Here is a 21,107-nt window from a genome sequence, read left to right as displayed (position 1 = left end):
GATCAACGTGCCAGCAGCGCGCGGGCCAGTTCCAGGTCGCTCTGCTGCTGTGCGGCAGTGCTCTGCTCACGCAGGTGGACAAGCGCCGCCTGCAGGCGAGCGCCACGGATCTGGCCGTCGCTGGCGACGAACGCAGCGGCATCGTCGCGTGCAGCCAGCACCACCTTGTCGTCACCCGAGCTGCTGCCCGAGGAACCGGAGGACGCACCGGTGGCCGAGCCGGCCGAGGTGCCGGCGAAGCTGGAAGCGAAGCCGGCCAGCGGCAGGGACAGCAGGGCAAGCAGCAGAAGCGGACGGGTCATCGGTTCGAAGCCGGTTGTTAGGAAGCGTGGAGCGTAACGGGTGCGTGAAGGATTTGCCCGGCTCAAACGTCGAACAGCTTGCCGGGATTCAGCCGCGCTTGGGGATCGAACGCGCGTTTGACCGCCTTCATCAGGGCGATCTCGGCCGGGCCGCGGGTGCTGTCCAGGTAGCCCTTCTTGACCAGACCGATGCCGTGCTCGGCCGAGATGCTGCCGTCGAAGCGGGCCAGCACCTGCGCCAGCAGCTTGGTTACGTGCTCGCATTGCGCCACGAAATCAGCGTCGCTGGTGTCGTCCGGCTTGAGCACGTTGATGTGCAGATTGCCGTCACCGATGTGGCCGAACCAGACCACGTCGAAATGCGGATAGGCCTGCCCGATCAGCGCCTGGGTCTCGGCCAGGAACGCCGGCATCGACGAGATCCGCACCGAAACATCGTTCTTGTAGGGCTTGTAACGGGCAAGCGACTCAGTGATGCCTTCGCGCAGGCGCCACAGCTGCGCGGCCTGCGCGTCGCTGGCACTGATCACGCCATCGCTGACCCAGCCATTGCCCATGCAGTCCTCGAACGCGGCCATCGCCGCCGCTTCCTGGGCCTCGTCGCCCGCGGCGAACTCGGTGACCACGTAGTACGGATGCACCTCGTCGAACGGTGCCTGCGCGCCATGCGCCAGCACGTGCTCCAGCGCCCGGTCGGTGAAGAACTCGAAGGCCTGCAGCTGCAGGCGCGCGCGGAACGCAGCAAACACCTGCATCAGCACGTCGAAGCTGGGCAGCGCCAGTAGCATCACGTTGCTGGCCGGCGGCGGGTCGGTCAGTTTCACCGTCGCCTCGACGATCACGCCCAGCGTGCCCTCCGAGCCGATCAGTAGCTGGCGGAAGTCATAGCCGCTGGAGTTCTTGATCAGCCCCTTGTTGAGTTCCAGCAACTCGCCGTCAGCGGTGACCACCTTCAGCCCCGCGATCCACTCACGGGTGTTGCCGTAGCGGATCACGCGGATGCCACCGGCATTGGTAGCGATGTTGCCGCCGATCGAGCAGGACCCGCGCGCAGCGAAATCCACCGGGTAGATCAGGCCGTGATCCAGCGCGGCGTTGTGCACGGCCTCCAGCGGCATGCCGGCCTGCACCACCAGGGTGCGATCGACCGCGTCGTAGGCCAGCGCCTTGTTCATCCGTTCCAGGCTGAGCACCAGCTCGCCGTTGGCGGCCACCGCGCCACCCGAGAGGCCGGTGCGGCCACCGGACGGCACCACGGCCACGCCCTCGCCTGCACTCCAACGCATCACCGCCTGCACTTCCTCGACCGTGGCCGGCAGTGCGATCGCCAGCGGCGCCGGCGTCCAGCGCCGGGTCCAGTCGCGCCCGTAATGCTCCAGGTCGGCCGGGTCGGTCTTCAGCTTCAGGCCGGGACAGGCCTGCTGCAGCGAGGCAATGCGGGAATCGGTCATGACAGTCCAGCGCGGTGCGTGAAGAACGGGCAAGCGTGCCAGCGGCACGCGCCAGCGTCCAGCCCCGCAGCCGTGCAGATAGCTACGGATGCAACCAATTGCGCACTGCACCATGGTCGCTGCGATCTGGCATAGTGGTCAGCCCCTGTCCCACTGGCCGTGTCGCCCCATGTCGCCGAAGAAGACCTCGTTCCCGAAGCAGGATATCCGCGTGCTGTTGCTGGAGGGGGTCAGCCAGACCGCCGTGGAGGTATTCAGCGCCGCCGGCTACAGCCAGATCGAAGCGCACACCAAGGCGCTGCCCGAGGACGAACTGAAGGCGCGCATCGCCGAGGCGCACATCGTCGGCATCCGTTCGCGCACCCAGCTCAGCGCCGAAGTGCTGGCCGAGGCCAAACGCCTGATCGCGGTGGGCTGCTTCTGCATCGGCACCAACCAGGTCGACCTGGACGCGGCCGAGCTGGCCGGCATCCCGGTGTTCAACGCGCCGTACTCCAACACCCGCAGCGTGGCCGAGCTGGTGATCGCCGAGGCGATCATGCTGACCCGTGGCATTCCGCAGAAGAACGCTGAATGCCATCGCGGCGGCTGGTCGAAGTCGGCCAGCGGCAGCCATGAAGTGCGCGGCAAGACGCTGGGCATCATCGGTTACGGCCACATCGGCACCCAGGTCGGCGTGCTGGCCGAATCGCTGGGCATGCAGGTGATCTTCCACGACGTGGAAACCAAGCTGGCACTGGGCAATGCCCGTGCGGCGGCCAGCCTGGACGACCTGCTGGCGCGCGCCGACATCGTCACCCTGCACGTGCCGGAGACCCCGTCCACGCAGTGGATGATCGGCAGCACCGAGCTGGCGAAGATGCGCAAGGGCGCGCACCTGATCAACGCCGCGCGCGGCACCGTGGTCGACATCGATGCGCTGGACGCGGCCCTGGCCAGCGGCCACGTCGGCGGCGCCGCGCTGGACGTGTTCCCGGTCGAACCGAAGGGCAATGGCGATATCTTCGAATCGCCGCTGACCCGCCACGACAACGTGATCCTGACCCCGCACGTGGGCGGCAGCACGCTGGAGGCGCAGGACAACATCGGCGTTGAAGTGGCCGCCAAGCTGGTGCGCTACAGCGACAACGGCAGCACCCTGTCGGCGGTCAATTTCCCGGAAGTGACCCTGCCCGAGCACGCCGACAGCCTGCGCCTGCTGCACATCCACCAGAACGTGCCGGGCGTGCTGTCCAAGGTCAACGAGATCTTCTCGCGCCACAACGTCAACATCGACGGCCAGTTCCTGCGCACCGACCCGAAGGTGGGCTACGTGGTGATCGACATCACCGCCAGCGAGGAACAAGCCGCCGCCGTGCGCGACGAGCTGGCCGCGATTCCGGGCACGCTGCGCACGCGCATCCTGTACTGAAAAAAGGGGACGGAGGGGATTAAGTCGTTTGCGGCACATGCGGCGTAAACGACTTAATCCCCTCCGTCCCCTTTTTCTTCAGCGCGTCAGCCACCGGCGCGCCATGCGCTGCATGGATTCGTCCGATTCCGGATCGGCCGCGACCTCGGTCACCGGCCGCCAGGCCAGTTCCAGTGACTCCTCGCTGAGCACGAAGGCTTCGCCACCCAGCGCGCGGATCACGAAACGTACGTCGTAGTGCCAGTGGCCCGGCACCTCCTTGCGCTCCGGAATCCAGTGCTTGTCGATATCGAAGATGCCCGGGTCTTCCAACACCAGGCCGCTCAGTCCCGATTCTTCTTCGGCTTCCTTCAGTGCCACCTGGGCCAGGTCGCGGTCGCCGTCGGCGTGGCCGCCCAGCTGCAGCCAGCGCTGCAGCTTGCGGTGATGGGTCAGCAGCAGGCGCTGGCCGTCGGCACTGACCAGCCAGCAGCTGGCGGTGAAGTGGCCGGCCAGCCGCTCGCGCCGGAACGGATCTTCCGGATCGTCCAACAATGTGCCGAATTCGGCAGCCAATGCGTCGTGGGCGGGCTCGCGGCGGGCGTAGTCCCGCAGCAGGCCACGCAGGCGATCGTCAAGCACGGCAAGGGTTTCGGCGGTCTGGCTCATGAATGGGCGGCGTTTGGAAAAATACTGCTCATTATCGCCGTTCATTGTTGCGATTGCGCTTGTGCGTTGGCTTCAGCTTTGGCTAAGGTACAGCGGGCCGTTCGCGCGGCCTTCACCATTCCAGGGTTGCCGGCAACGTATCGGCGGCCCACCCAATCCGATCACTAGGAAGTACTGCATGCTGAAAGCTCTGTTGAGGGTCAAGCCGGTTGAACCGGCCGGGCACGTCGATGCTGGCGAACCCATCGAAGGCAGCCTGGACGGCGAAGCCACGTTGAAACGGACCCTCACGGCTAAACACCTCATCCTGCTTGGCGTGGGCGCGGTGATCGGCGCAGGTATCTTCGTGCTGACCGGCCAGGCTGCGGCCAACCACGCTGGCCCGGCAGTGATGCTGTCGTTCGTCATCGCCGGTTTCGCCTGCGCCCTGGCGGGCCTGTGCTACGCCGAATTCGCGGCGATGATGCCGGTCTCCGGCAGCGCCTACTCCTACTCCTACGCCACCCTCGGCGAGGGCATGGCCTGGTTCATCGGCTGGTGCCTGGTGCTGGAATACCTGTTCGCCTCGGCCTCGGTCGCGGTGGGCTGGTCGGCATACCTGATCAGCTTCATCACCACCACGCTGCACATGCCGTTCCCGGATGCGCTCAGCGCAGCCCCGATCGCCTGGACCGGCAGCGAGTTCATCGCCTCGGGCAAGCTGTTCAACCTGCCGGCAGTACTGATCGTGGCGGCGGTGTCCGGCCTGCTGTACGTGGGCGTGACCCAGTCGGCCTTTGTCAACGCGATCATCGTGGCGATCAAGGTCACCGTCATCTGCCTGTTCATCGGCATCGGCGCGGCCCACATCGACCCGGCCAACTGGCAGCCGTTCATCCCGGAAAACACCGGCGTGGCGGGTGAGTTCGGCTGGAGCGGCGTGTTCCGTGCGGCCACCATCGTGTTCTTCGCCTACATCGGCTTCGATGCGGTCTCCACCGCCGCCGGCGAAACCAAGGACCCGCAGCGCAACATGCCGATCGGCCTGCTCGGCTCGCTGGCGGTGTGCACCATCGTCTACATCATCGTCTGCGCGGTGCTGACCGGCATGATGCCGTACCACCTGCTGGGCACCGACAAGCCGGTGGCCACCGCGCTGGAACCCTACCCGACCCTGTCCTGGCTGAAGACCCTGGTCGAGATCGGCGCCATCGCCGGCCTGTCCTCGGTGGTGCTGGTGATGATGATGGGCCAGACCCGCATCGCCTACACCATCTCCCGCGACGGCCTGCTGCCGAAGTTCTTCGGCAGGGTCCACGCCCGCTTCCGCACCCCGTACGTCGCCACCATCGTGGTCGGCGTGATCGCCGCGGCACTGGCCGGCCTGGTACCGCTGAACGTGCTGGGCGAACTGGTCTCGATGGGCACCCTGCTGGCCTTCGCCACGGTCTGCATCGGCGTGCTGGTGCTGCGCTATACCAAGCCGGAGATCCACCGCCCGTTCCGCGTGCCGGCGGTGTGGATCATCTGCCCGCTCGGCGCAGCCACCTGCCTGTTCCTGTTCTGGCAGGCGTTCGTGGTGCACTGGCACCTGTTCGTTGGCTGGACGCTGCTCGGCCTGCTGATCTACCTGGGCTACGGCATCCGCAACAGCAAGCTGGCCAAGTCGCCCTGATCCGCCTACGGGCCGGCCTCGCGCCGGCCCGTCCGTTTTCCCCGCGCGCCGGTCATGGCGCGCTTCGACAAGACCACCACACATGTTCAAGCAACTGTGGGCCACCAAGCACCCGCATGCCGCCCATGAAGACGCCAACGGCCTGAGCCTGCGCCGCCACCTCGGCCCCTGGGGGCTGACTGCCCTGGGTATCGGCGCGGTGATCGGCGGCGGCATCTTCGTCATCACCGGCCAGGCCGCCGCCAACCACGCCGGCCCGGCCATCATGCTGTCCTTCGTACTGGCCGCCATCTGCTGCGCCTTCTGCGCGCTGGCCTACGCGGAATTCGCCTCGATGGTGCCGGTCTCCGGCAGCGCCTACACCTACACCTACGCCACCTTCGGCGAGCTCTCGGCCTGGTTCATCGGCTGGATGCTGGTGCTCGAGTACGGCGTCTCCGCCTCGGCGGTCGCGGTCAGCTGGACCGGCTATTTCCTCAGCCTGCTCAGCCAGTTCGACATCCATCTACCGGCGGCGCTGGTCAGTGCCCCACTCGATGCACAGCTGCGCCCGACCGGCGCGATCGCCAACCTGCCCGCCGCCGCACTGGTGCTGCTGCTGACCTGGCTGTGCTACGTCGGCATCAGCAAGTCCTCGGCGATGAACATGGCGATGGTCGTGCTCAAGACCGGCCTGATCGTGCTGGTCATCGTGGTCGGCTGGAAGTACGTGGACACCAGCAACTGGACCCCGTTCATTCCGGCCAACGAAGGCCCCGGCAAGTACGGCATGGAAGGCGTGCTGCGCGGTGCGGCGATGGTGTTCTTCGCCTACATCGGCTTCGAGGCGGTGTCGGTGGCGGCGCAGGAATCGAAGAATCCACAGCGCGACATGCCGTTCGGCATGATGCTGTCGCTGGTGATCTGCACCGTGCTGTACATCGCGATGGCCGCAGTGATGACCGGCCTGGTGCCGTTCCAGCTGCTGGGCACCGACGAGCCGGTGGTGACCGCGGTGGCCGCGCATCCGCAGCTGGGCTGGTTGCGCTGGGTGGTCGAGGTCGGCGCACTGGTCGGCCTGTCCTCGGTGGTGCTGGTGATGATCATCGGCCAGCCGCGCATCTTCATGATCATGGGCCGCGACGGCCTGCTGCCGCCGGTGTTCACCAAAATCCACCCGAAGTACCGTACCCCGCACATCAACACCGTGATCACCGGTATCGGCATCGCGCTGCTGGCGGCGCTGTTCCCGCTGGATATCCTCGGTGAGCTGACCTCGATGGGCACGCTGATCGCGTTCGCTGCGGTGTGCGCGGGCGTGCTGATCCTGCGCCGCACCCAGCCGGACCTGCCGCGTCCGTTCCGCATGCCGATGGCGTGGCTGATCTGCAGCCTGGGCGTGCTGAGTTGCCTTGCCCTGCTGTCGGCGATGACGATGCACAACTGGATGCTGATGGGGGTGTGGACGTTCGTCGGCTTCGTGATCTATTTCTGCTACGGGTTCAGGCACAGCCGCCTGCGGGGTAAGTGAGGTTTTTTGCATTGCAGGGCCTGCGGCCCTGCACCCGCCTTTGAAGCCGGAGCAACGGCAACAGCTGGGCTGAGGGGTTTGGCGGGGAGGCATGGGTTCGCGGGGGACGCCGTGAATCCGTCCATGGAGGCTTAGCCGCGCCATCCATGGCGCGGATACCCCCGCGAACCCATGCCTCCCCGCCCATGACAGTCTCCCGGCGCATCCGGTGGATCCACGCCATGCGTGGATGAAGCGTTCCCGGAAACGAATGTATCGGAACGAATCTGTTGTAGAGCGGAGCCATGCTCCGCTCCGAGCAAGCGCAGCGAAGCGACCCGCTTTTCGCTTTTCGCTTTTCCTTCTTCACTCCGTGGCTGGCCGTACGCCGGAACCTGCCAGAGGCGTGGCGGGTGGGCCGTGCAGGGGCGTTGGCGCCATGGATGGCGCCATCGAGCTTACATGGACGTACTTGCAGCGTCCCCTGCACGGCCCGCCCGCCACGCCCCGTCCATGAACCGCTCTACACGACCCGCCACGAGGGGCTCAGCCGTTGGCCGAATCCAGTAAAATCGACGGCATGAACGCCCCCACCTTCCCGTACGACACCGCGCGCCTGAGCGAACTGGCCCAGCTGCTGATCGACAACGTCCGCGAACTGGCCCACGCCGGCTGGACCCCGGCCACCAGCAGCAACTTCTCCCACCGCCTGGACGACCGCCACGCCGCGATCACCGTCTCCGGCAAGGACAAGGGCCGCCTGATCGAGGACGACATCATGGTGGTGGACTTCGACGGCCTGGCCGTCGGCCGCCCGCTGCGCCCGTCCGCCGAAACCCTGCTGCACACCCAGCTGTACCGCCGCTTCCCGGAAATCGGCTGCGTGCTGCACACCCACTCGCCGGTGCAGACCGTCGCCTCGCGCCTGTACGCGCCGCAGGGCCACATCCGCCTGGAAGGCTACGAGCTGCTGAAGGCCTTCGCCGGCAACAGCACCCACGAGATGGCCATCGACGTGCCGGTGTTCGCCAACACCCAGGACATGAACGTGCTTTCGAAGCAGGTCGATGACCTGCTCGACCGTCAGAACCTGTGGGGCTACCTGATCGACGGCCACGGCCTGTATGCCTGGGGCCGCGACATGGCCGAGGCACGCCGCCACCTGGAAGCGTTCGAGTTCCTGTTCCACTGCGAGCTGGAACTGCGCAAGCTGCGCGGCTGAACCCGCACACAGGTGCAGATGCCGATCCGGAATCTGCACCTCGTGCCCACCCTGCTACCCTGTCTTCCCCCCGAGACGTTCAAGCTGCCGCCATGAGCCGACTGCGCATCTACGACGACACCCGCCCCGAATCACCGCTGCTGGACACCCAGGACGGCGCGGTCATCGCTGCCGAGCTACAGAAGATCGGCGTCACCTTCGAGCGCTGGCAGGCCACCGCACCGGTCGCACCGGGCGCCAGCCAGGATGAAGTGTTCGCCGCTTACCGCGCCGACATCGACCGCCTGGTTGCCGAGCGCGGCTTCAAGAGCGTGGACGTGGCCTCGATCGCCCCGGACAACCCGAACCGCGCCGAGCTGCGCAGGAAGTTCCTCGACGAACACTTCCACAAGGAAGACGAGGTGCGCTTCTTCGTGGCAGGCTCCGGCCTGTTCACCCTGCACGTGGGTGACAAGGTCTATGAGATCGAGTGCGTGAAGGACGACCTGATCGCCGTACCCGATGGCACCACCCACTGGTTCGACATGGGCGACGAGCCCAGCTTCGTGGCGATCCGCTTCTTCACCGAGCCGGATGGCTGGGTCGGTCACTTCACCGGCACCGACATCGCGCAGAAATTCCCCCGTTACGTACCTACCCAGGCCTCCTGATCCATGCAGCCCCGCGTCATCCTGACCGATATCGAAGGCACCACCAGCAGCATCTCGTTCGTCAAGAACGTGCTGTTCCCCTATGCCCGCAAGGCGCTGCCCGCGTTCGTCGCCGAGCACGGCCAGCAGCCGGAAGTCCGCCGCTGGCTGGATGCGGTGGCCACCGAGATCGGCGGCGCCTGCCAGGACAGCCTGGTGGCCGAGACGCTGCAGGGCTGGATCGACCAGGACCGCAAGCACACCGCACTGAAGGCGCTGCAGGGCCTGATCTGGGACGAAGGCTACCGCCGCGGCGACTACACCGCGCACTTCTACCCGGAAGTGGCGCCGGTGCTGAAGGGCTGGCACGCCTCCGGCCTGCCGCTGTACGTGTACTCCTCCGGCTCGGTGCCGGCGCAGAAGCTGTTCTTCGGCTTCAGCGACGCCGGTGACCTCAGCCCGCTGGTGTCGGGCTGGTTCGACACCGAAGTCGGCGGCAAGCGCGAGGCCGACAGCTACCGCCGCATCGTGCAGGCCATTGGCGTGCCGGCCGGCGAGATCCTGTTCCTGTCGGATGTGGTGGAAGAACTGGATGCCGCCCGCGAAGCCGGCCTGCAGACCCGCCTGATTGATCGCCTGGATGACTACCCGCTGCCGCGCACCGGACAGGCCGCCAACGGCCACGAGCGCGTCGAGAACTTCCAGCAGATCCAGCTGTAAACGCGGCCCGCCGATGGGCTCTGCGGCATCGGCTACCCGGTACCGCTCTTGGTAGATGCCAACCTTGGTTGGCATACGACCGATGTGTCAACCAAGGTTGACACCTACCAAAGCGGCGGAGAAGAGCTGGATGCTGCCCGCGAAGCCGGCCTGCAGACCCGCCTGATTGATCGCCTGGACGACTACCCGCTGCCGCGCACCGGCCAGGCCGCCAACGGCCACGAGCGCGTCGAGAATTTCCAGCAGATCCAGCTGTAAACGCCGCCCGCCGATGGGCTCTGCGGCATCGGCTACCGGGTACCGCTCTTGGTAGATGCCAACCTTGGTTGGCATACGACCGATGTGTCAACCAAGGTTGACACCTACCAAAGCGGCGGAGAAGAGCTGGATGCCGCCCGCGAAGCCGGCCTGCAGACCCGCCTGATTGATCGCCTGGATGACTACCCGCTGCCGCGCACCGGACAGGCCGCCAACGGCCATGAGCGGGTCGAGAATTTCCAGCAGATCCAGCTGTAAAGAAGAGATGTGTGCGGACCAACGGTCCGCACCTACCCGTCTCCGCTTCTGGTAGATGCCAACCTTGGTTGGCATGTTCGGGGTGTGCCAACCAAGGTTGGCACCTACCAAAACAGGATGCGCCGCCTTCAACGATCGTTGAGGGTTTTTACCTTCAGCGCTTCGCGCAGCGTCGTCAGATCCACCGGGCCACGCACTGCGATGTCGCGGGTTTCGCCCGGCAGCAGATCCAGCAGGTTGTCTTCCACCTGCACGTCCAATGCACCGAAGTCGATCCACGCCGAACGCATGTAGGCCGCGCTTTCCAATCGCAGACGGTAGTGGTCGCCTTCAATGGACAGGCTGGCCTTGAGCTTCTGCCGCGGCAGGATCTGATCCTTGGCCTCGACGAAGCCGACCACCTGCCGCGCGATCACCGCCCCGTTCTGCAGCAGTTCGAACACGGCCACCGTGCGCTTTGGATCGGCACCGGCCAGCAATTCGGCGTCGCGGAAATCACCGATCGAGGTGACACCGGCAGCGGCCAGCGTCACTGCCTCCTCGCGACGACGCAGCACCTTGCCGTCCACATCCATCACCCGCAACCGCCAGCGTGCATCCAGCGCGGCACCGTCGTTGATCAGGCGCACCCGCGTACCGCCCTCGTCGCGCAACGCCGCCACCGCCACCGGCGCGAAGAAACGCCGCGCGGCGAAGTGCAGCGCCTTCCAGCGACCGAAGTAGTCCACGCTGGACCATGAAGCACCTGGCCAGACGTCGTTGAGCTGCCAGTACAGCGAGCCCATCGTGTACGGCCGCGAGGCGCGATGATGCAGCGCCGCCAGTGCGATGCCATCGGCCTGCATCACCTGGCTGAGGTAGACGAAGTCCTCGAAATCCTTCGGCGTGCCGTAGCCCAGTTCGATGTAGTGCAGCAGGCGGCTGTTGCCCTCGCCGGCCATGAATTTCTGGTGCGCGCGGATCACCGGGCTGTCGATGCGCTGCTCGGCGCGGGTGGCGATCTGGTCCACCGTCGCCACCGACGGCCACGCCTGCAGCCCGTACTCGGACATGAAGCGCGGGGTCTCACGCAGGTAGGCCTGCACCGGCAGCGCTGGATTGCCCCAGACCTGCCAGTAGTGCTTGTCGCCACGCGTTGAATCGTTGGCCTTCTCGTCAAGGTCGTTGCTGGGCGAGCTGGACCAGTACGGCACGCCCAGCCCTTCCTCGCCCACCACCTGGCGCAGGTCGTTGCCGAACAGGTCGACGTAGCCCTGCCAGACCTTCGCCGCAAATGCCGGGTCAGCCGCCTTCAGGTCGCGGCCGTGGCCCCAGTCCTTCCAGGCGGTTTCTTCCTCGTTGTTGCCACACCACAGCACGATGCTGGGGTGATGGCGCAGCCGGCGCACGTTGTCGCGCGCCTCGGCCACCACGCTTGCCCGGAAGGCCGGATCGTAGCCCGGCTGCATGCCGCCGCCGAACATGAAGTCCTGCCAGACCAGCAAGCCCAGCTCATCAGCGATGTCAAAGAACGCATCGTCCTCGTAGTAGCCACCGCCCCAGTTGCGCAGCATGTTCATGTTGGCATCGCGCGCGGCGGTCAGCACCTGGCGCAGGCGTGCGGCATCGACGCGTGCGGGGAAGGCGTCGAACGGAATGACGTTGGCGCCCTTGGCAAAGATCTCCACACCATTGATGACGAAGGCGAAGCCCTGCCCTCCTTTGCCATCTTCCTCGCGGCGCAGTTCGACCGTGCGCAGGCCGATGCGCTGCTCGCGCGCCAGCGTTGCATCGCCGCCACCATCCAGGCGAGCCTTCACGGTGTAGCGATCCTGCGCACCATGGCCCACCGGCCACCAGCGCCGCGGCGTGGCCAGCTCAACCGGCAGCTCAACCGTATTCTGGCCCGGCTTCAGCAACACCGTGCGTTGCACCTGGGCCACGTTGCGGCCCTCCGGATCCTGCACATCCACAGTGACCATCGCAGAACCGGCAGCGCTGCCCTGCTCCACCTGCAGCAATACCGCCAGCTTCGCCTGCTCTGCACTCAATGCATCGGTGCGCACGGCAAGATCGGTCAGACGGTGCGCGTCCCAGGCCTGCAGGTCGACCCCGCGCCACACGCCGGCGGTGACATAGCGCGGGCCCCAGTCCCAGCCGAAGTGATAGGCCGGTTTGCGCGCGAAGTTGCCGACCATCGCGTCTTTGGGCTCATCCCCATAGGGTGAAGGATAGTTGCCGGCAATCTTGTGCGGCATCGCCTGTACGCTCGGCAGCAGCGTGCGGATCGGTGAGCGGAACACGATCTGCAATTCGTTGCCGCTCGCGCGCAGGCGCCCGTCCACACGTGCATGCCATGTGCGGTGCGCGTTGTCCGCGCGCAGCAGCGGCTTGCCGTTGAGGCTGACCTCGGCGTAGGTATCCAGCCCGTCGAAACGCAGCTCGGCATTCGGCTTGGCCAGCGTCGCCGCATCCACGTCAAAGCGGGCGCGGTACTCCCAGGCAGCCAGGCCGATCCATTGCAGCTCGGCCTCGGGTGCACCGACGTACGGATCGCGGATCAGCCCATGCGCCAGCAGGTCGGTGTGCACGCTGCCCGGCACCTTCGCCGCACGCCATTGCTGCAGGCCTGGACGCGCGGCGCCCTGCGCGTCGCCGGGCAGCATGCGGAATTCCCACTGCGCCTGCAGCGGGGCTGCGGCCACCGGGAAGGAGATGGCTGCAGTCAGCAGCAGGAGCAGACGGACAACGAGGGAAAGGCGATGCACGTGGCGCTCCTGTTTTTCCGCTGGGCGTGACCCAGCGCTACCGATTTCGGATTGCCAGGCATGGCCTGGCACTACTGCATTCGAACGATCTTCAACGCACGACGTTCAACACTTCGTAGCACGCGCCCATGGTGTGGTAATCCACCTTGCCGGCAGGGCTTTTCTCGTCGCTGTACTTGCGGTTGTCGGCATCGAGGATGCGGAACCATGCACCGTACTGGTGGTCGACGAAGTGCTCCCACGAATACGCCCAGATGCGTTCGTACCACTGCCAGTAGCGGTCATCGCCGGTACGCTTGGCCATCAGCGCGGCGGTCGCCAGCGTTTCGGCCTGCACCCAGAAATACTTGTCGTCGTCGCAGACGAAGCTGTCGCCGCCGATCGGGGCGCCGTCCATACCGGGCTGCCGGCGCGATTCAGGTGCGAAGCCGTAGTACAGGCCACCACGGGTGTCGTCCCAACTGCGTGCGACGGCGACGTCGAACAGATGCTGCGCGGTCGGCACCAGCCAGTCGGCCTGTACATGGCGATCAAGGATCAGCAGCAGTTTGGCCCACTCGGTCTGATGCCCCGGCTGGAAGCCCCACGGGCGGAACAGGTGCTTGGGATCGTCCAGGTTGTAGTCCCAGTCGATTTCCCAGTTCACATCGTAATGTTCCCAGACCAGGCCACCGGCCTTGGCGGCCTGGCGGCGGGTCATGTTGTCGGCCAGCTGCAGCGCGCGCTCGACATAGCGCTGCTCGCCACTGGCCTCGAACGCGGCCAGCATCGCCTCGCACATGTGCATGTTGGCGTTCTGGCCGCGGTAGCCAGTGAAGCTCCACTGGCCGTCAGCCTCGTCCTTGTACAGGCCATGCTGCGGCTCCCAGAAGCGTGCTTCCAGCAGCTGCCAGGTCTCGTCCATCCAGTCGCGCGCCTGCTCGATGCCCGCCTTCAGCGCGCAACTGTAGGCCAGCAGCACGAAGGCCACGCCGTAGCAGTGGTTCATATCGTCCTCGACCTTGCCGTCGCGCAGGGTCCAGGCATAACCGCCGGTGGCCGGGTTGCGGTGCACCTCGCGCAGATAGCGCACGCCGTGCTCGACAGCCTCCCGGTATTCGGCATTGCCGAACTCGCGGTAGGCCATCGCATAGTTGAAGACGAAACGGGTGCTGCTCACCAGGTGGCGGTGGCTGGCATCGTAGATGCTGCCGTCATCACGGAAGTAATGGAAGAAGCCGCCGTCCGGATCGATGCAGCGCGGGTGGTAGAACGCCATCGTATCGGCGATGTGCGCGCGCAGGAACGCGGGCGAACGGAAATCGGGCGAGGTGCTCATGCGGTAATGTCCTGGGCCTGCAGCAGCTGCTGCACTTCATCGAGCGAGGGCATCGCGGCGAACGCGCCCTTGCGGGTAACAGCCAGCGCACCCACGGCGGCACCGAAGCGCAGCGTGGCGGCGATCGCCTCCGGGTCCTGGCAGAACGCGGCGAAACCCGCGCCCGCCCCACCGCGCTCCAGCAGGCCGACCAGCACGCCACCGACGAAGGCATCGCCGGCGGCCGTGGTATCGACGGTGGCCACGCGGAAGCTGGTGACCGTGCCGTGGTTGTCGCGCGTGTACCAGTGCAGCGTGGCCGCACCATCGGTAACGATTACCCAGCGCGCCTGCGCGGCCAGAAGGCGCTTGAGCACCACTGACTCGCCATCGGCACCCAGCGGTGCCGCCAGGTAATCCAGCTCCTCGCGCGACAGCTTGACCAGGTCGGCGCGCTCCAGCGCCTGCCACAGGCGCGGCGTCGGATCTTCGTTGGCTGGCCACAGAGCCGGGCGCAGGTTGAGGTCCAGGCTGACCACCGCACCGGCGGCACGGGCGCGCTCCATGCCGGCGAAGGTCGCCTCGGCGATGGCCGGCTCGGTCAGGCTGTTGGAACAGACGTGGAAGCACTGCGCGCTGTCGAAGCACGCGGCCTGGAAATCGCTGTCACGGAACAGCAGGTCAGCCGCCGGCGGGCGGTAGAAACTGAAGCTGCGCTCGCCACTGGCATCCAGCGCGACGAAGGCCAGCGCAGTCTTGGCGGCGTCGGTGCGCACGATGTAATCCGTGCCCACGCCGTGCTCGACCAGACTGTCGGCCAGGAAGTCACCGAACATGTCGCGGCCGAGCATGCCGACGAACTGGGTCTTCGCGCCCAGCCGCGCAGCCGCCACCGCGACGTTCGCCGGCGCACCGCCGGCGTACTGCAGGAACGCGCGCGGGGTATCGGCCGAGGCCGGCGGCTGCGCTAGTAGATCGATCAAAATTTCGCCGAAGCAGACAATGGCACCCATTTCCGACTCAGCCTCCCTGCGTTGCGGAAGCCGGCGGGCGCGAACCCACCAGACCGTAGAAGATGATGTAGACGTAGCAGACCACCGGCAGCACGAAGCTGAGGTGCAGACCGATGCGGTCGGCCAGCATGCCCTGCAGCAGCGGGATGATCGCGCCGCCGACAATGGCCATGATCAACAGGCTGGACGCCTTGTTGGTCAGCGGGCCCAGGCGTTCGATGGCCAGCGAGAAGATGGTCGGGAACATGATGGAATTGAACAGACCGGTCGCCACGATGCCGTACAGCGCGACCTTGCCACCCGACGCCAGCGTGACGCCCAGCAGCACCACATTGGCCACTGCGAATCCGGCCAGCAGGCCGCGCGGCGAGTACTTGGCCAGCAACCACGCACCTGCAAAGCGACCAACCATGGCGCAGCCCCAGTAGGCCGACACATAGTGCGTGGCCTGCTGTTCAGTCATGCCGCCGATCTCCGGCAGTGCCAGGTAGTTCACCATCAGGCTGCCGATGGACACCTCAGCACCGACGTAGAAGAAAATAGCCAGCACGCCGAAAAGTACGTGCGGATGCTTGAGTGCATCCAGCAGCGTGTGGTGGCCGCTGTCGGCCTGCTCGGTGGTCTCGGTCAGGCTGGGCAGGCGGAACAGGTAGACGAACACTGCCAGCAGCACCAGTGCGATGGCCAGGCCCACGTACGGGCCCTGCACCGACTGCGCTTCGGCGGTACGGTAGGCAATCTGTTCGGCCACGGGCAGCGCGTTGATCTCGTCGCCGCTCTTCACTGCGGTGCTCAGAATCAGGAAACCACCAAACAGCGGCGCCAGCGTGGTACCCAACGAGTTGAGTGCCTGCGCCAGGGTCAGACGGCTCGATGCGGTCTGTTCCGGGCCCAGCAGCGCGACGTAGGGATTGGCTGCCACCTGCAGCACGGTAATGCCGGTAGCAAGTACGAACAGCGAACCAAGGAACGCTTCATAGGTGCGCAATGCAGCCGACGGCCAGAAGCCCAGCGCGCCCACGCCGGCGATCAGCAGGCCGGCGATGATGCCCTTCTTGTAGCCCAGGTGGGCCACCAGCCGACCGGCCGGCACCGACATCAGGAAGTACGCGCCGAAGAAGGTGAACTGCACCAGCATCGCGCGGGTGTAATTCAGTTCGAACACCGCCTTCAGGTGCGGAATCAGCACGTCGTTGAGGCTGGTCAGGAAGCCCCACATGAAGAATATGGTGGTGGCAACCGCCAGAGCAGCACGGACATTCATGACCGGCGCCTGGCTGCTGGAGGTACCCGATGGACGGGGCGTTGCGGAGATCGGCATGCGGTACGCGCCTCGATGCGCGGAAGGTCGTTGTTGCGTGGAAGGGGTGTACGGAGGAATCAGTTCGGTCGTGAGGCACTGCTTTCGCGGATGCGCAGCTGCACCGGCGCAACCGTGCGCCGTGGCGGCGCATCCGGCTCGTCCAGTCGTTGCAGCAACAGCGCGGCAGCTTGCCGGCCCCGCTCGCGCGGATCGGCAGTGAGCGTGGTCAACGGCGGCACCGCGACCGACGCCTCGGAAATGTCGTCGAAACCGGTAACGGCAAAGTCGCCACCCGGACGGATGCCACGCGAGTTCAAGCCCAGCATCAGGCCCAGCGCGACGGTGTCGTTGTAGCAGACCGCTGCACTCGGCCGATGGCCATCGGCAAACAGCTCATCGGTGCGCGCTGCGGCTTCCAGGCGGTTCGGTGCCGACTCGATCATCCAGCCTGGCGGCAGCGACAGACCGGCCTCGGCCAGCGCCTGCTGGAAACCGGCACGGCGCTGGTGGCACGAGCTCGATGCAGCGTGGCCGCCGAAGAAGGCAATCTGGCGATGGCCGCGTTCGATCAGGTGGCGCGTGGCCAGATAGGCGCCGTGCTGGTTGTCCAGGGTCAGGAAATCCCAGTCGGCCCCGTCCAGCTCGCGGTTGAACAGCAGCACGTTGGCATTGGCACCTAGTGCCTGCCGCAGCAGCGCGGTATCGCTGCCCTCGGCCGGCGACAGGATCAGGCCGGCCGGGGTGTGCTCCATCAACGTGGACAGCACCGCCTGCTGCCGCTCCGGCGATTCACCGGTACTGCCGAGCAGGGTCACGTAACCGCGTCCGCCCAGCGCCTCATCCACGCCGGACGCGAATTCGGCGAAGAACGGGTTGGACAGATCGTTGATCACCAGCGCGATGCTCGACGAGGTCCGCCGGCGCAGGTTGGCCGCCGCGCGGTTGTAGACATAGCGCTGGCGGCGCAGTTCGGCCTCGACCTTGGCGCGGGTATCGACGTTGACCAGCGGGCTGCCGCGCAGCACCAGCGACACGGTTGCCCGTGACACGCCGATGGCACGCGCGATGTCGGTCACCGTCACCGCCTTGCCGGCGCGCTTGCTGGGACTGCTGCCGTTGTCGTTCATCGTCTTCCCGGACTCCGCTGGAGGCTCAAGCCTAATGGATCAGGGCCGTGTCGTGCCGTGCCGTTCGCTGGGTCACCGCGAACGGCACAGTCCGTCTCAGCGCAGCTGGCTGCCCGGTGCCGCGCACCAGGATACCGGCAGGTCCTTCACCGCCGTACCCCAGCCCTGCTCCGGCGCCTTCGCGTCGAGCGCGAACTGCAGGCGCGGGCCCTGCTGCAGCTGGTTCCAGTCCAGCCACACCGGCGCATGCGCCTGGCCATCAACCTTCACGCCCTGCACGTACTGCAGGCGGCGGCCATCGGCACCCGGCGCGTCGATGCGCAGGGTGCGGCCATTGCCCATGTCCACTTCCACCTTGCTGAAACGCGGGGTATGCAGCAGGAACTGGCCGCTGCCCGGCACCGCCGGATACACACCGATGGCACTGAACAGGTACCAGGCCGACATCGTGCCGAGGTCATCATTGCCGGTCACGCCATTCGGGGCATTGGTGAACAACTGCTGCGCGGCGCGCACTACCGCAGCGGTCTTCCACGGCTGGCCGATCAGCGTGTACAGCCACGGCGAGTGCAGGTCCGGCTCGTTGTTCGGGTTGTAGCGGAACTGGTTGTAGTAGCTGTACGGCCCGACCACCCACTCCTTGCGGGCTGCATTGAGCGGGTCGGCCTGCAGCGCGTCCATCGCGAAGAAGGCATCGAGGCGGCGGCCGGCCTGTTCGCGGCCGTCCATCGCGTCGACCAGGCCCGGCACGTCCTGCTGCGCCAGCCACTGGTACTGCCACGCCGTGCCTTCATGGAAACCGTGGTGCGAGCGCGGGCTGTAATGGCCATCGGCCGGCGTGTACCACTGGCCGTCCTCGGTACGCGGGCGCGGGAAACCGGTGAAGCCGGTCTCGGCGTCACGCACCTGCGGGTCCCACACCTTGCGCCAGTTGCGGCCGCGCTCACGCAGCGTCGCCGCGTCCTGCGCATGGCCCAGGCCATCGGCCATCTGCGAGAGCGCACAGTCGGCCAGCGCGTATTCCAACGTGGCCGAACCGCCGTGGTGCGGATCGACGTCCATGCCCTTGGATGGGAATGCGCGGTCGTAGACCACGTAGCCCTTGTCCAGGTAGGTCGGGTTGCCGGAACGGCCGGCCATCCGCGAGTTCAGCGGCGGCGTGCCGAACGCGTTGCGGCGCAGCGCATCCCACGCCTGCGATTCACGGCCCTTGAGCGCACCGAAGCGCCACAGGTCGACCATGAACGGCGTGACCGGATCGCCGGTCATGATGTTGGTCTCGAAGTTGGCATAGCCCCAGCGCGGCAGCCAGCCACCCTGCTCGTCGATCGCCAGCAGGGTACGGCCGATGTCACGCGCCACGTCCGGGCGGGTCAGTGCCAGCCACTGGTTCTGCGCGCGGTAGGTATCCCACAGCGAGAAGTACTCGTAATAGGTCCAGCCATCGGCGCGGTGGATACCATCGTCATAGCCGCGATAGCGGCCGTCGGCATCATTGCCGGTCATCGGCTGCAGCAGCGCGTGGTAGGCCGCGCTGTAGAACACGGTGCGGTCATCGGCCGTACCGCCCTGCACACGTACCCGCCCCAGCTGCTCACGCCACGACTGCTGGGACAGTGCGCGCATGCGGTCGAAACCGAGCAGCGCCCCACCCTGCATGCCGTCTGCGCGCAGATTGATGCGCGCGCCTTCGGCGTCCACATGCGAGATCGCGCTGACCGCCGTCACCGACTGGCCCTTGGCCAGGTCGAAGCTGAGCCAGGCACCGTTCGGCTTCTGCTCGCCTTCCATGCTGTGGCGCGCGCCGGGCAGGCCACCGCCCTCACCCCAGGTGCCATGCCCCTTGAACGGGCGGTCGAACTCGATGCGGAACCAGGTGGTGTACTGATGGCCGCCGCAGAAACTCTTGGTGACCAGCTTGCCTTCCACCACGCGGTCGCCGACCACATCGACCACGCTGCCGATCACCGAGTGGCGCTCATTGGCCTGGCCGACGTTGACCAGCACGTGGCCATCGCCACTGCGCTGGCTGAAGGTGTAGCGCTCGGCCGCGGCACGCGTACGCGCGGTGGTCTCGGCGTCGATGCCGCCGTAGCTGGTCAGCCGCACCTTGTAATAGCCCGCCTGGCCGATCTCGCCGTCATGCGTGTACGACGCGGCATAGGCCTTGTGGTCAAACTTCTTCGCGTTGCCGGTATCGAAATCGCCGCCGGGACCGATCGAACCGGTCACCGGCAGCACCGACACCTGCCCGCCCTGCTCCCAGCAACCTGCGCCGGAGATGAAGGAGTGGCCGAAACCGCGGATCTTCTCGTCGTCGTAGCGCCAGCCCGAATAGTGGCTGCCGATCGGGCTGACCTGGATCAGGCCGAACGGCGCCGACGCGCCCGGGAACGTGTTGCCGTCGTCCTTGCTGCCGATGAAGGTGTTGACCTCGCGCTCCAGCGCAGCCGGCGCGGCCTGCAGCAGCACCGGCACTGACGACAGTGCGAGCAGGCAGGCCAGGCGCAGCAGCGGGCGCGAGGACACTGGGACGGCGGGAGCGGACGGCACTGGACGCATGTCGGGTTCCTGTAGTCGATGAGGCGGAGGCAGACGGCCGGGGCCGTCCGGCACCGTTCCGCTGAGCCCCGCCATGACTGGCAGAAAGCTCCCCCTGGAATGACGCCCGACCCACCAGACCGTGAATTTAGATCGATTCAAGTAGAGCATGCAGGTTCAGCCGAATGCATTCTGCGGCGCAGCATGAGAGGGGGGTGTTCGGCAGGGCTGCGCCCTGCACCCGCTCCGAGCTGGAGCAACAGCAACACCAACAGCAGAAGCTGATTTCCTGTGGGGAGGCGGGGTGGGTCCGGTTGCGGGGGCCGCTGCAAGTACGTCCATGTAAGCTCGGTCGCCGCATCCATGCGGCTCACGCCCCCGCAACCGGACCCACCCCGCCTTCGACAGTTTCTCGCGATCTGCAGTAGATCCACGCCATGCGTGGATCAATCTCTGTCGGATAACGAAATCAATCGGGATCAGATCCGTTTTCCAACGGAAAACGGATCTGACCCCATGACCTCGCGTGATTCCAAGACCTATCCAACCGTCACCAGGAAACTGTCGGGGGTGGGGCGATGTGGGCTGGCAGGACCGTTGGCGCCATGGATGGCGCCATCGAGCCCCCATGGGTGAGGGCGCTTTGCTTGCGAAGCACTGCTTCGCAAGCGCCCGAACGCCCAGCCGCCAGCGGCTGGGCCGGACCCCGGAGGGGGGTTTACGGCGGGTCCTGCCAGCCCACACCGCCCCGCCAAACCAGCAGAAACCCAGAGCCGCTTTGGCTTTGGCTGTTGCCGGCCAGCGGCCGGCACTACAGCAGGTGCAGGGCGCAGCCCTGCCGCCCCACCCTACCCTGCGCACGAAAACGATTTCACTGATTTCAGCAAACCGTCATGCCTTCGCCACGCCAGTACCATATTGCGGAGCAGCATGCGCCCGCGGGCGACCCATGCTAAAAAACGCCCGCCCATCGCTTAGATCGATCCAAGAACGACACTGCGATGGCCGGGAGTTGGGGGAGCAGCAACAGGACGTAC

General features: G+C 66.4%; 15 protein-coding genes and 2 pseudogenes. 8 read left to right on the top strand and 9 right to left on the bottom strand.

Annotation, left to right across the window (positions count from 1 at the left end; translation table 11 throughout):
* Nucleotides 1-2: 2 nt before the first annotated feature.
* On the bottom strand, nucleotides 3-302 hold the full coding sequence (locus tag ACZK5G_RS10095; protein WP_014037036.1) for a DUF2388 domain-containing protein: 300 nt from the start codon (nucleotides 300-302) through the stop codon (nucleotides 3-5).
* A 62-nt stretch (nucleotides 303-364) separates the two neighbouring features.
* Nucleotides 365-1,753, bottom strand: a complete 1,389-nt coding sequence (locus ACZK5G_RS10090; RefSeq protein WP_478466260.1) for an FAD-binding oxidoreductase — start codon at nucleotides 1,751-1,753, stop codon at nucleotides 365-367.
* A 169-nt stretch (nucleotides 1,754-1,922) separates the two neighbouring features.
* Here ACZK5G_RS10090 and serA point away from each other — a divergent pair, with 169 nt between their 5' ends.
* Nucleotides 1,923-3,164 (top strand): phosphoglycerate dehydrogenase, encoded by a 1,242-nt coding sequence (serA, locus tag ACZK5G_RS10085; protein WP_014037034.1) that lies wholly within the window; start codon nucleotides 1,923-1,925, stop codon nucleotides 3,162-3,164.
* Between the two features lie 78 nt (nucleotides 3,165-3,242).
* On the opposite strand, the gene ACZK5G_RS10080 is transcribed toward serA, so the two are convergent.
* Nucleotides 3,243-3,857: an NUDIX hydrolase gene (locus ACZK5G_RS10080; RefSeq protein ID WP_121503165.1), complete on the bottom strand. Its 615-nt coding sequence runs from the start codon at nucleotides 3,855-3,857 to the stop codon at nucleotides 3,243-3,245.
* Nucleotides 3,858-3,990: 133 nt separating this feature from the next.
* On the opposite strand from ACZK5G_RS10080, the gene ACZK5G_RS10075 reads away from it, so the two are divergent.
* The 7 genes and pseudogenes from ACZK5G_RS10075 to ACZK5G_RS10045 form a co-directional block, all read left to right on the top strand.
* Entirely contained in the window at nucleotides 3,991-5,466 is a 1,476-nt protein-coding gene (locus ACZK5G_RS10075; protein WP_121503164.1) for an amino acid permease, read from the top strand.
* 82 nt (nucleotides 5,467-5,548) lie between these two features.
* On the top strand, nucleotides 5,549-6,976 hold the full coding sequence (locus ACZK5G_RS10070) for an amino acid permease (RefSeq protein ID WP_032128776.1): 1,428 nt from the start codon (nucleotides 5,549-5,551) through the stop codon (nucleotides 6,974-6,976).
* Nucleotides 6,977-7,535: 559 nt separating this feature from the next.
* Nucleotides 7,536-8,177 carry a methylthioribulose 1-phosphate dehydratase gene (locus ACZK5G_RS10065; RefSeq protein WP_032130340.1) on the top strand — a complete coding sequence of 214 codons (642 nt, stop codon included), beginning with the start codon at nucleotides 7,536-7,538 and terminating at the stop codon, nucleotides 8,175-8,177.
* Nucleotides 8,178-8,269: 92 nt separating this feature from the next.
* The gene (locus ACZK5G_RS10060) at nucleotides 8,270-8,827 is read left to right on the top strand and encodes a 1,2-dihydroxy-3-keto-5-methylthiopentene dioxygenase (RefSeq protein ID WP_014037028.1); all 558 of its coding nucleotides are present in this window, start codon (nucleotides 8,270-8,272) and stop codon (nucleotides 8,825-8,827) included.
* Between the two features lie 3 nt (nucleotides 8,828-8,830).
* Complete coding sequence (gene mtnC / locus ACZK5G_RS10055; RefSeq protein ID WP_043397315.1) at nucleotides 8,831-9,526, top strand: acireductone synthase; 696 nt, start codon at nucleotides 8,831-8,833, stop codon at nucleotides 9,524-9,526.
* Nucleotides 9,527-9,646: 120 nt separating this feature from the next.
* A pseudogene (locus tag ACZK5G_RS10050) lies at nucleotides 9,647-9,784 on the top strand (acireductone synthase); the annotation flags it as partial.
* Nucleotides 9,785-9,904: 120 nt separating this feature from the next.
* A pseudogene (locus ACZK5G_RS10045) lies at nucleotides 9,905-10,042 on the top strand (acireductone synthase); the annotation flags it as partial.
* A 128-nt stretch (nucleotides 10,043-10,170) separates the two neighbouring features.
* Here ACZK5G_RS10045 and ACZK5G_RS10040 read toward each other — a convergent pair.
* From ACZK5G_RS10040 to ACZK5G_RS10015, 6 genes are all read right to left on the bottom strand, one after another.
* Nucleotides 10,171-12,789 carry a beta-mannosidase gene (locus ACZK5G_RS10040; RefSeq protein WP_478466258.1) on the bottom strand — a complete coding sequence of 873 codons (2,619 nt, stop codon included), beginning with the start codon at nucleotides 12,787-12,789 and terminating at the stop codon, nucleotides 10,171-10,173.
* A gap of 91 nt (nucleotides 12,790-12,880) precedes the next feature.
* A complete protein-coding gene (locus tag ACZK5G_RS10035; protein ID WP_100468325.1) occupies nucleotides 12,881-14,107 on the bottom strand; it encodes an AGE family epimerase/isomerase in 1,227 nt (408 codons plus the stop codon).
* A complete protein-coding gene (locus ACZK5G_RS10030; RefSeq protein WP_478466257.1) occupies nucleotides 14,104-15,099 on the bottom strand; it encodes a carbohydrate kinase family protein in 996 nt (331 codons plus the stop codon). Before ACZK5G_RS10030 ends, ACZK5G_RS10035 begins: the two co-directional genes overlap by 4 nt.
* Nucleotides 15,100-15,106: 7 nt before the next feature.
* A complete protein-coding gene (gene fucP, locus ACZK5G_RS10025) occupies nucleotides 15,107-16,363 on the bottom strand; it encodes an L-fucose:H+ symporter permease (RefSeq protein WP_373695424.1) in 1,257 nt (418 codons plus the stop codon).
* A 116-nt stretch (nucleotides 16,364-16,479) separates the two neighbouring features.
* Nucleotides 16,480-17,529, bottom strand: a complete 1,050-nt coding sequence (locus ACZK5G_RS10020) for a LacI family DNA-binding transcriptional regulator (protein WP_032130346.1) — start codon at nucleotides 17,527-17,529, stop codon at nucleotides 16,480-16,482.
* A gap of 96 nt (nucleotides 17,530-17,625) precedes the next feature.
* Nucleotides 17,626-20,091 carry a GH92 family glycosyl hydrolase gene (locus ACZK5G_RS10015; protein ID WP_478466255.1) on the bottom strand — a complete coding sequence of 822 codons (2,466 nt, stop codon included), beginning with the start codon at nucleotides 20,089-20,091 and terminating at the stop codon, nucleotides 17,626-17,628.
* Nucleotides 20,092-21,107 lie beyond the last annotated feature (1,016 nt).

This window comes from Stenotrophomonas sp. 62841_Sma (assembly GCF_056482945.1).
Note: the sequence above shows the minus strand (reverse complement) of the source record. Positions and strands in the feature narration are given on the sequence as shown.

What these genes read in the sequence shown, in the direction of transcription:
- fucP (WP_373695424.1), bottom strand. Translation starts at nt 16,363, where the DNA reads ATGAATGTCCGTGCTGCTCTGGCGGTTGCCACCACCATATTCTTCATG.
- ACZK5G_RS10015 (WP_478466255.1), bottom strand. Translation starts at nt 20,091, where the DNA reads ATGCGTCCAGTGCCGTCCGCTCCCGCCGTCCCAGTGTCCTCGCGCCCG.
- ACZK5G_RS10030 (WP_478466257.1), bottom strand. Translation starts at nt 15,099, where the DNA reads ATGGGTGCCATTGTCTGCTTCGGCGAAATTTTGATCGATCTACTAGCG.
- ACZK5G_RS10065 (WP_032130340.1), top strand. Translation starts at nt 7,536, where the DNA reads ATGAACGCCCCCACCTTCCCGTACGACACCGCGCGCCTGAGCGAACTG.
- ACZK5G_RS10080 (WP_121503165.1), bottom strand. Translation starts at nt 3,857, where the DNA reads ATGAACGGCGATAATGAGCAGTATTTTTCCAAACGCCGCCCATTCATG.
- ACZK5G_RS10095 (WP_014037036.1), bottom strand. Translation starts at nt 302, where the DNA reads ATGACCCGTCCGCTTCTGCTGCTTGCCCTGCTGTCCCTGCCGCTGGCC.
- serA (WP_014037034.1), top strand. Translation starts at nt 1,923, where the DNA reads ATGTCGCCGAAGAAGACCTCGTTCCCGAAGCAGGATATCCGCGTGCTG.
- ACZK5G_RS10075 (WP_121503164.1), top strand. Translation starts at nt 3,991, where the DNA reads ATGCTGAAAGCTCTGTTGAGGGTCAAGCCGGTTGAACCGGCCGGGCAC.
- ACZK5G_RS10020 (WP_032130346.1), bottom strand. Translation starts at nt 17,529, where the DNA reads ATGAACGACAACGGCAGCAGTCCCAGCAAGCGCGCCGGCAAGGCGGTG.
- ACZK5G_RS10035 (WP_100468325.1), bottom strand. Translation starts at nt 14,107, where the DNA reads ATGAGCACCTCGCCCGATTTCCGTTCGCCCGCGTTCCTGCGCGCGCAC.
- ACZK5G_RS10090 (WP_478466260.1), bottom strand. Translation starts at nt 1,753, where the DNA reads ATGACCGATTCCCGCATTGCCTCGCTGCAGCAGGCCTGTCCCGGCCTG.
- mtnC (WP_043397315.1), top strand. Translation starts at nt 8,831, where the DNA reads ATGCAGCCCCGCGTCATCCTGACCGATATCGAAGGCACCACCAGCAGC.
- ACZK5G_RS10070 (WP_032128776.1), top strand. Translation starts at nt 5,549, where the DNA reads ATGTTCAAGCAACTGTGGGCCACCAAGCACCCGCATGCCGCCCATGAA.
- ACZK5G_RS10060 (WP_014037028.1), top strand. Translation starts at nt 8,270, where the DNA reads ATGAGCCGACTGCGCATCTACGACGACACCCGCCCCGAATCACCGCTG.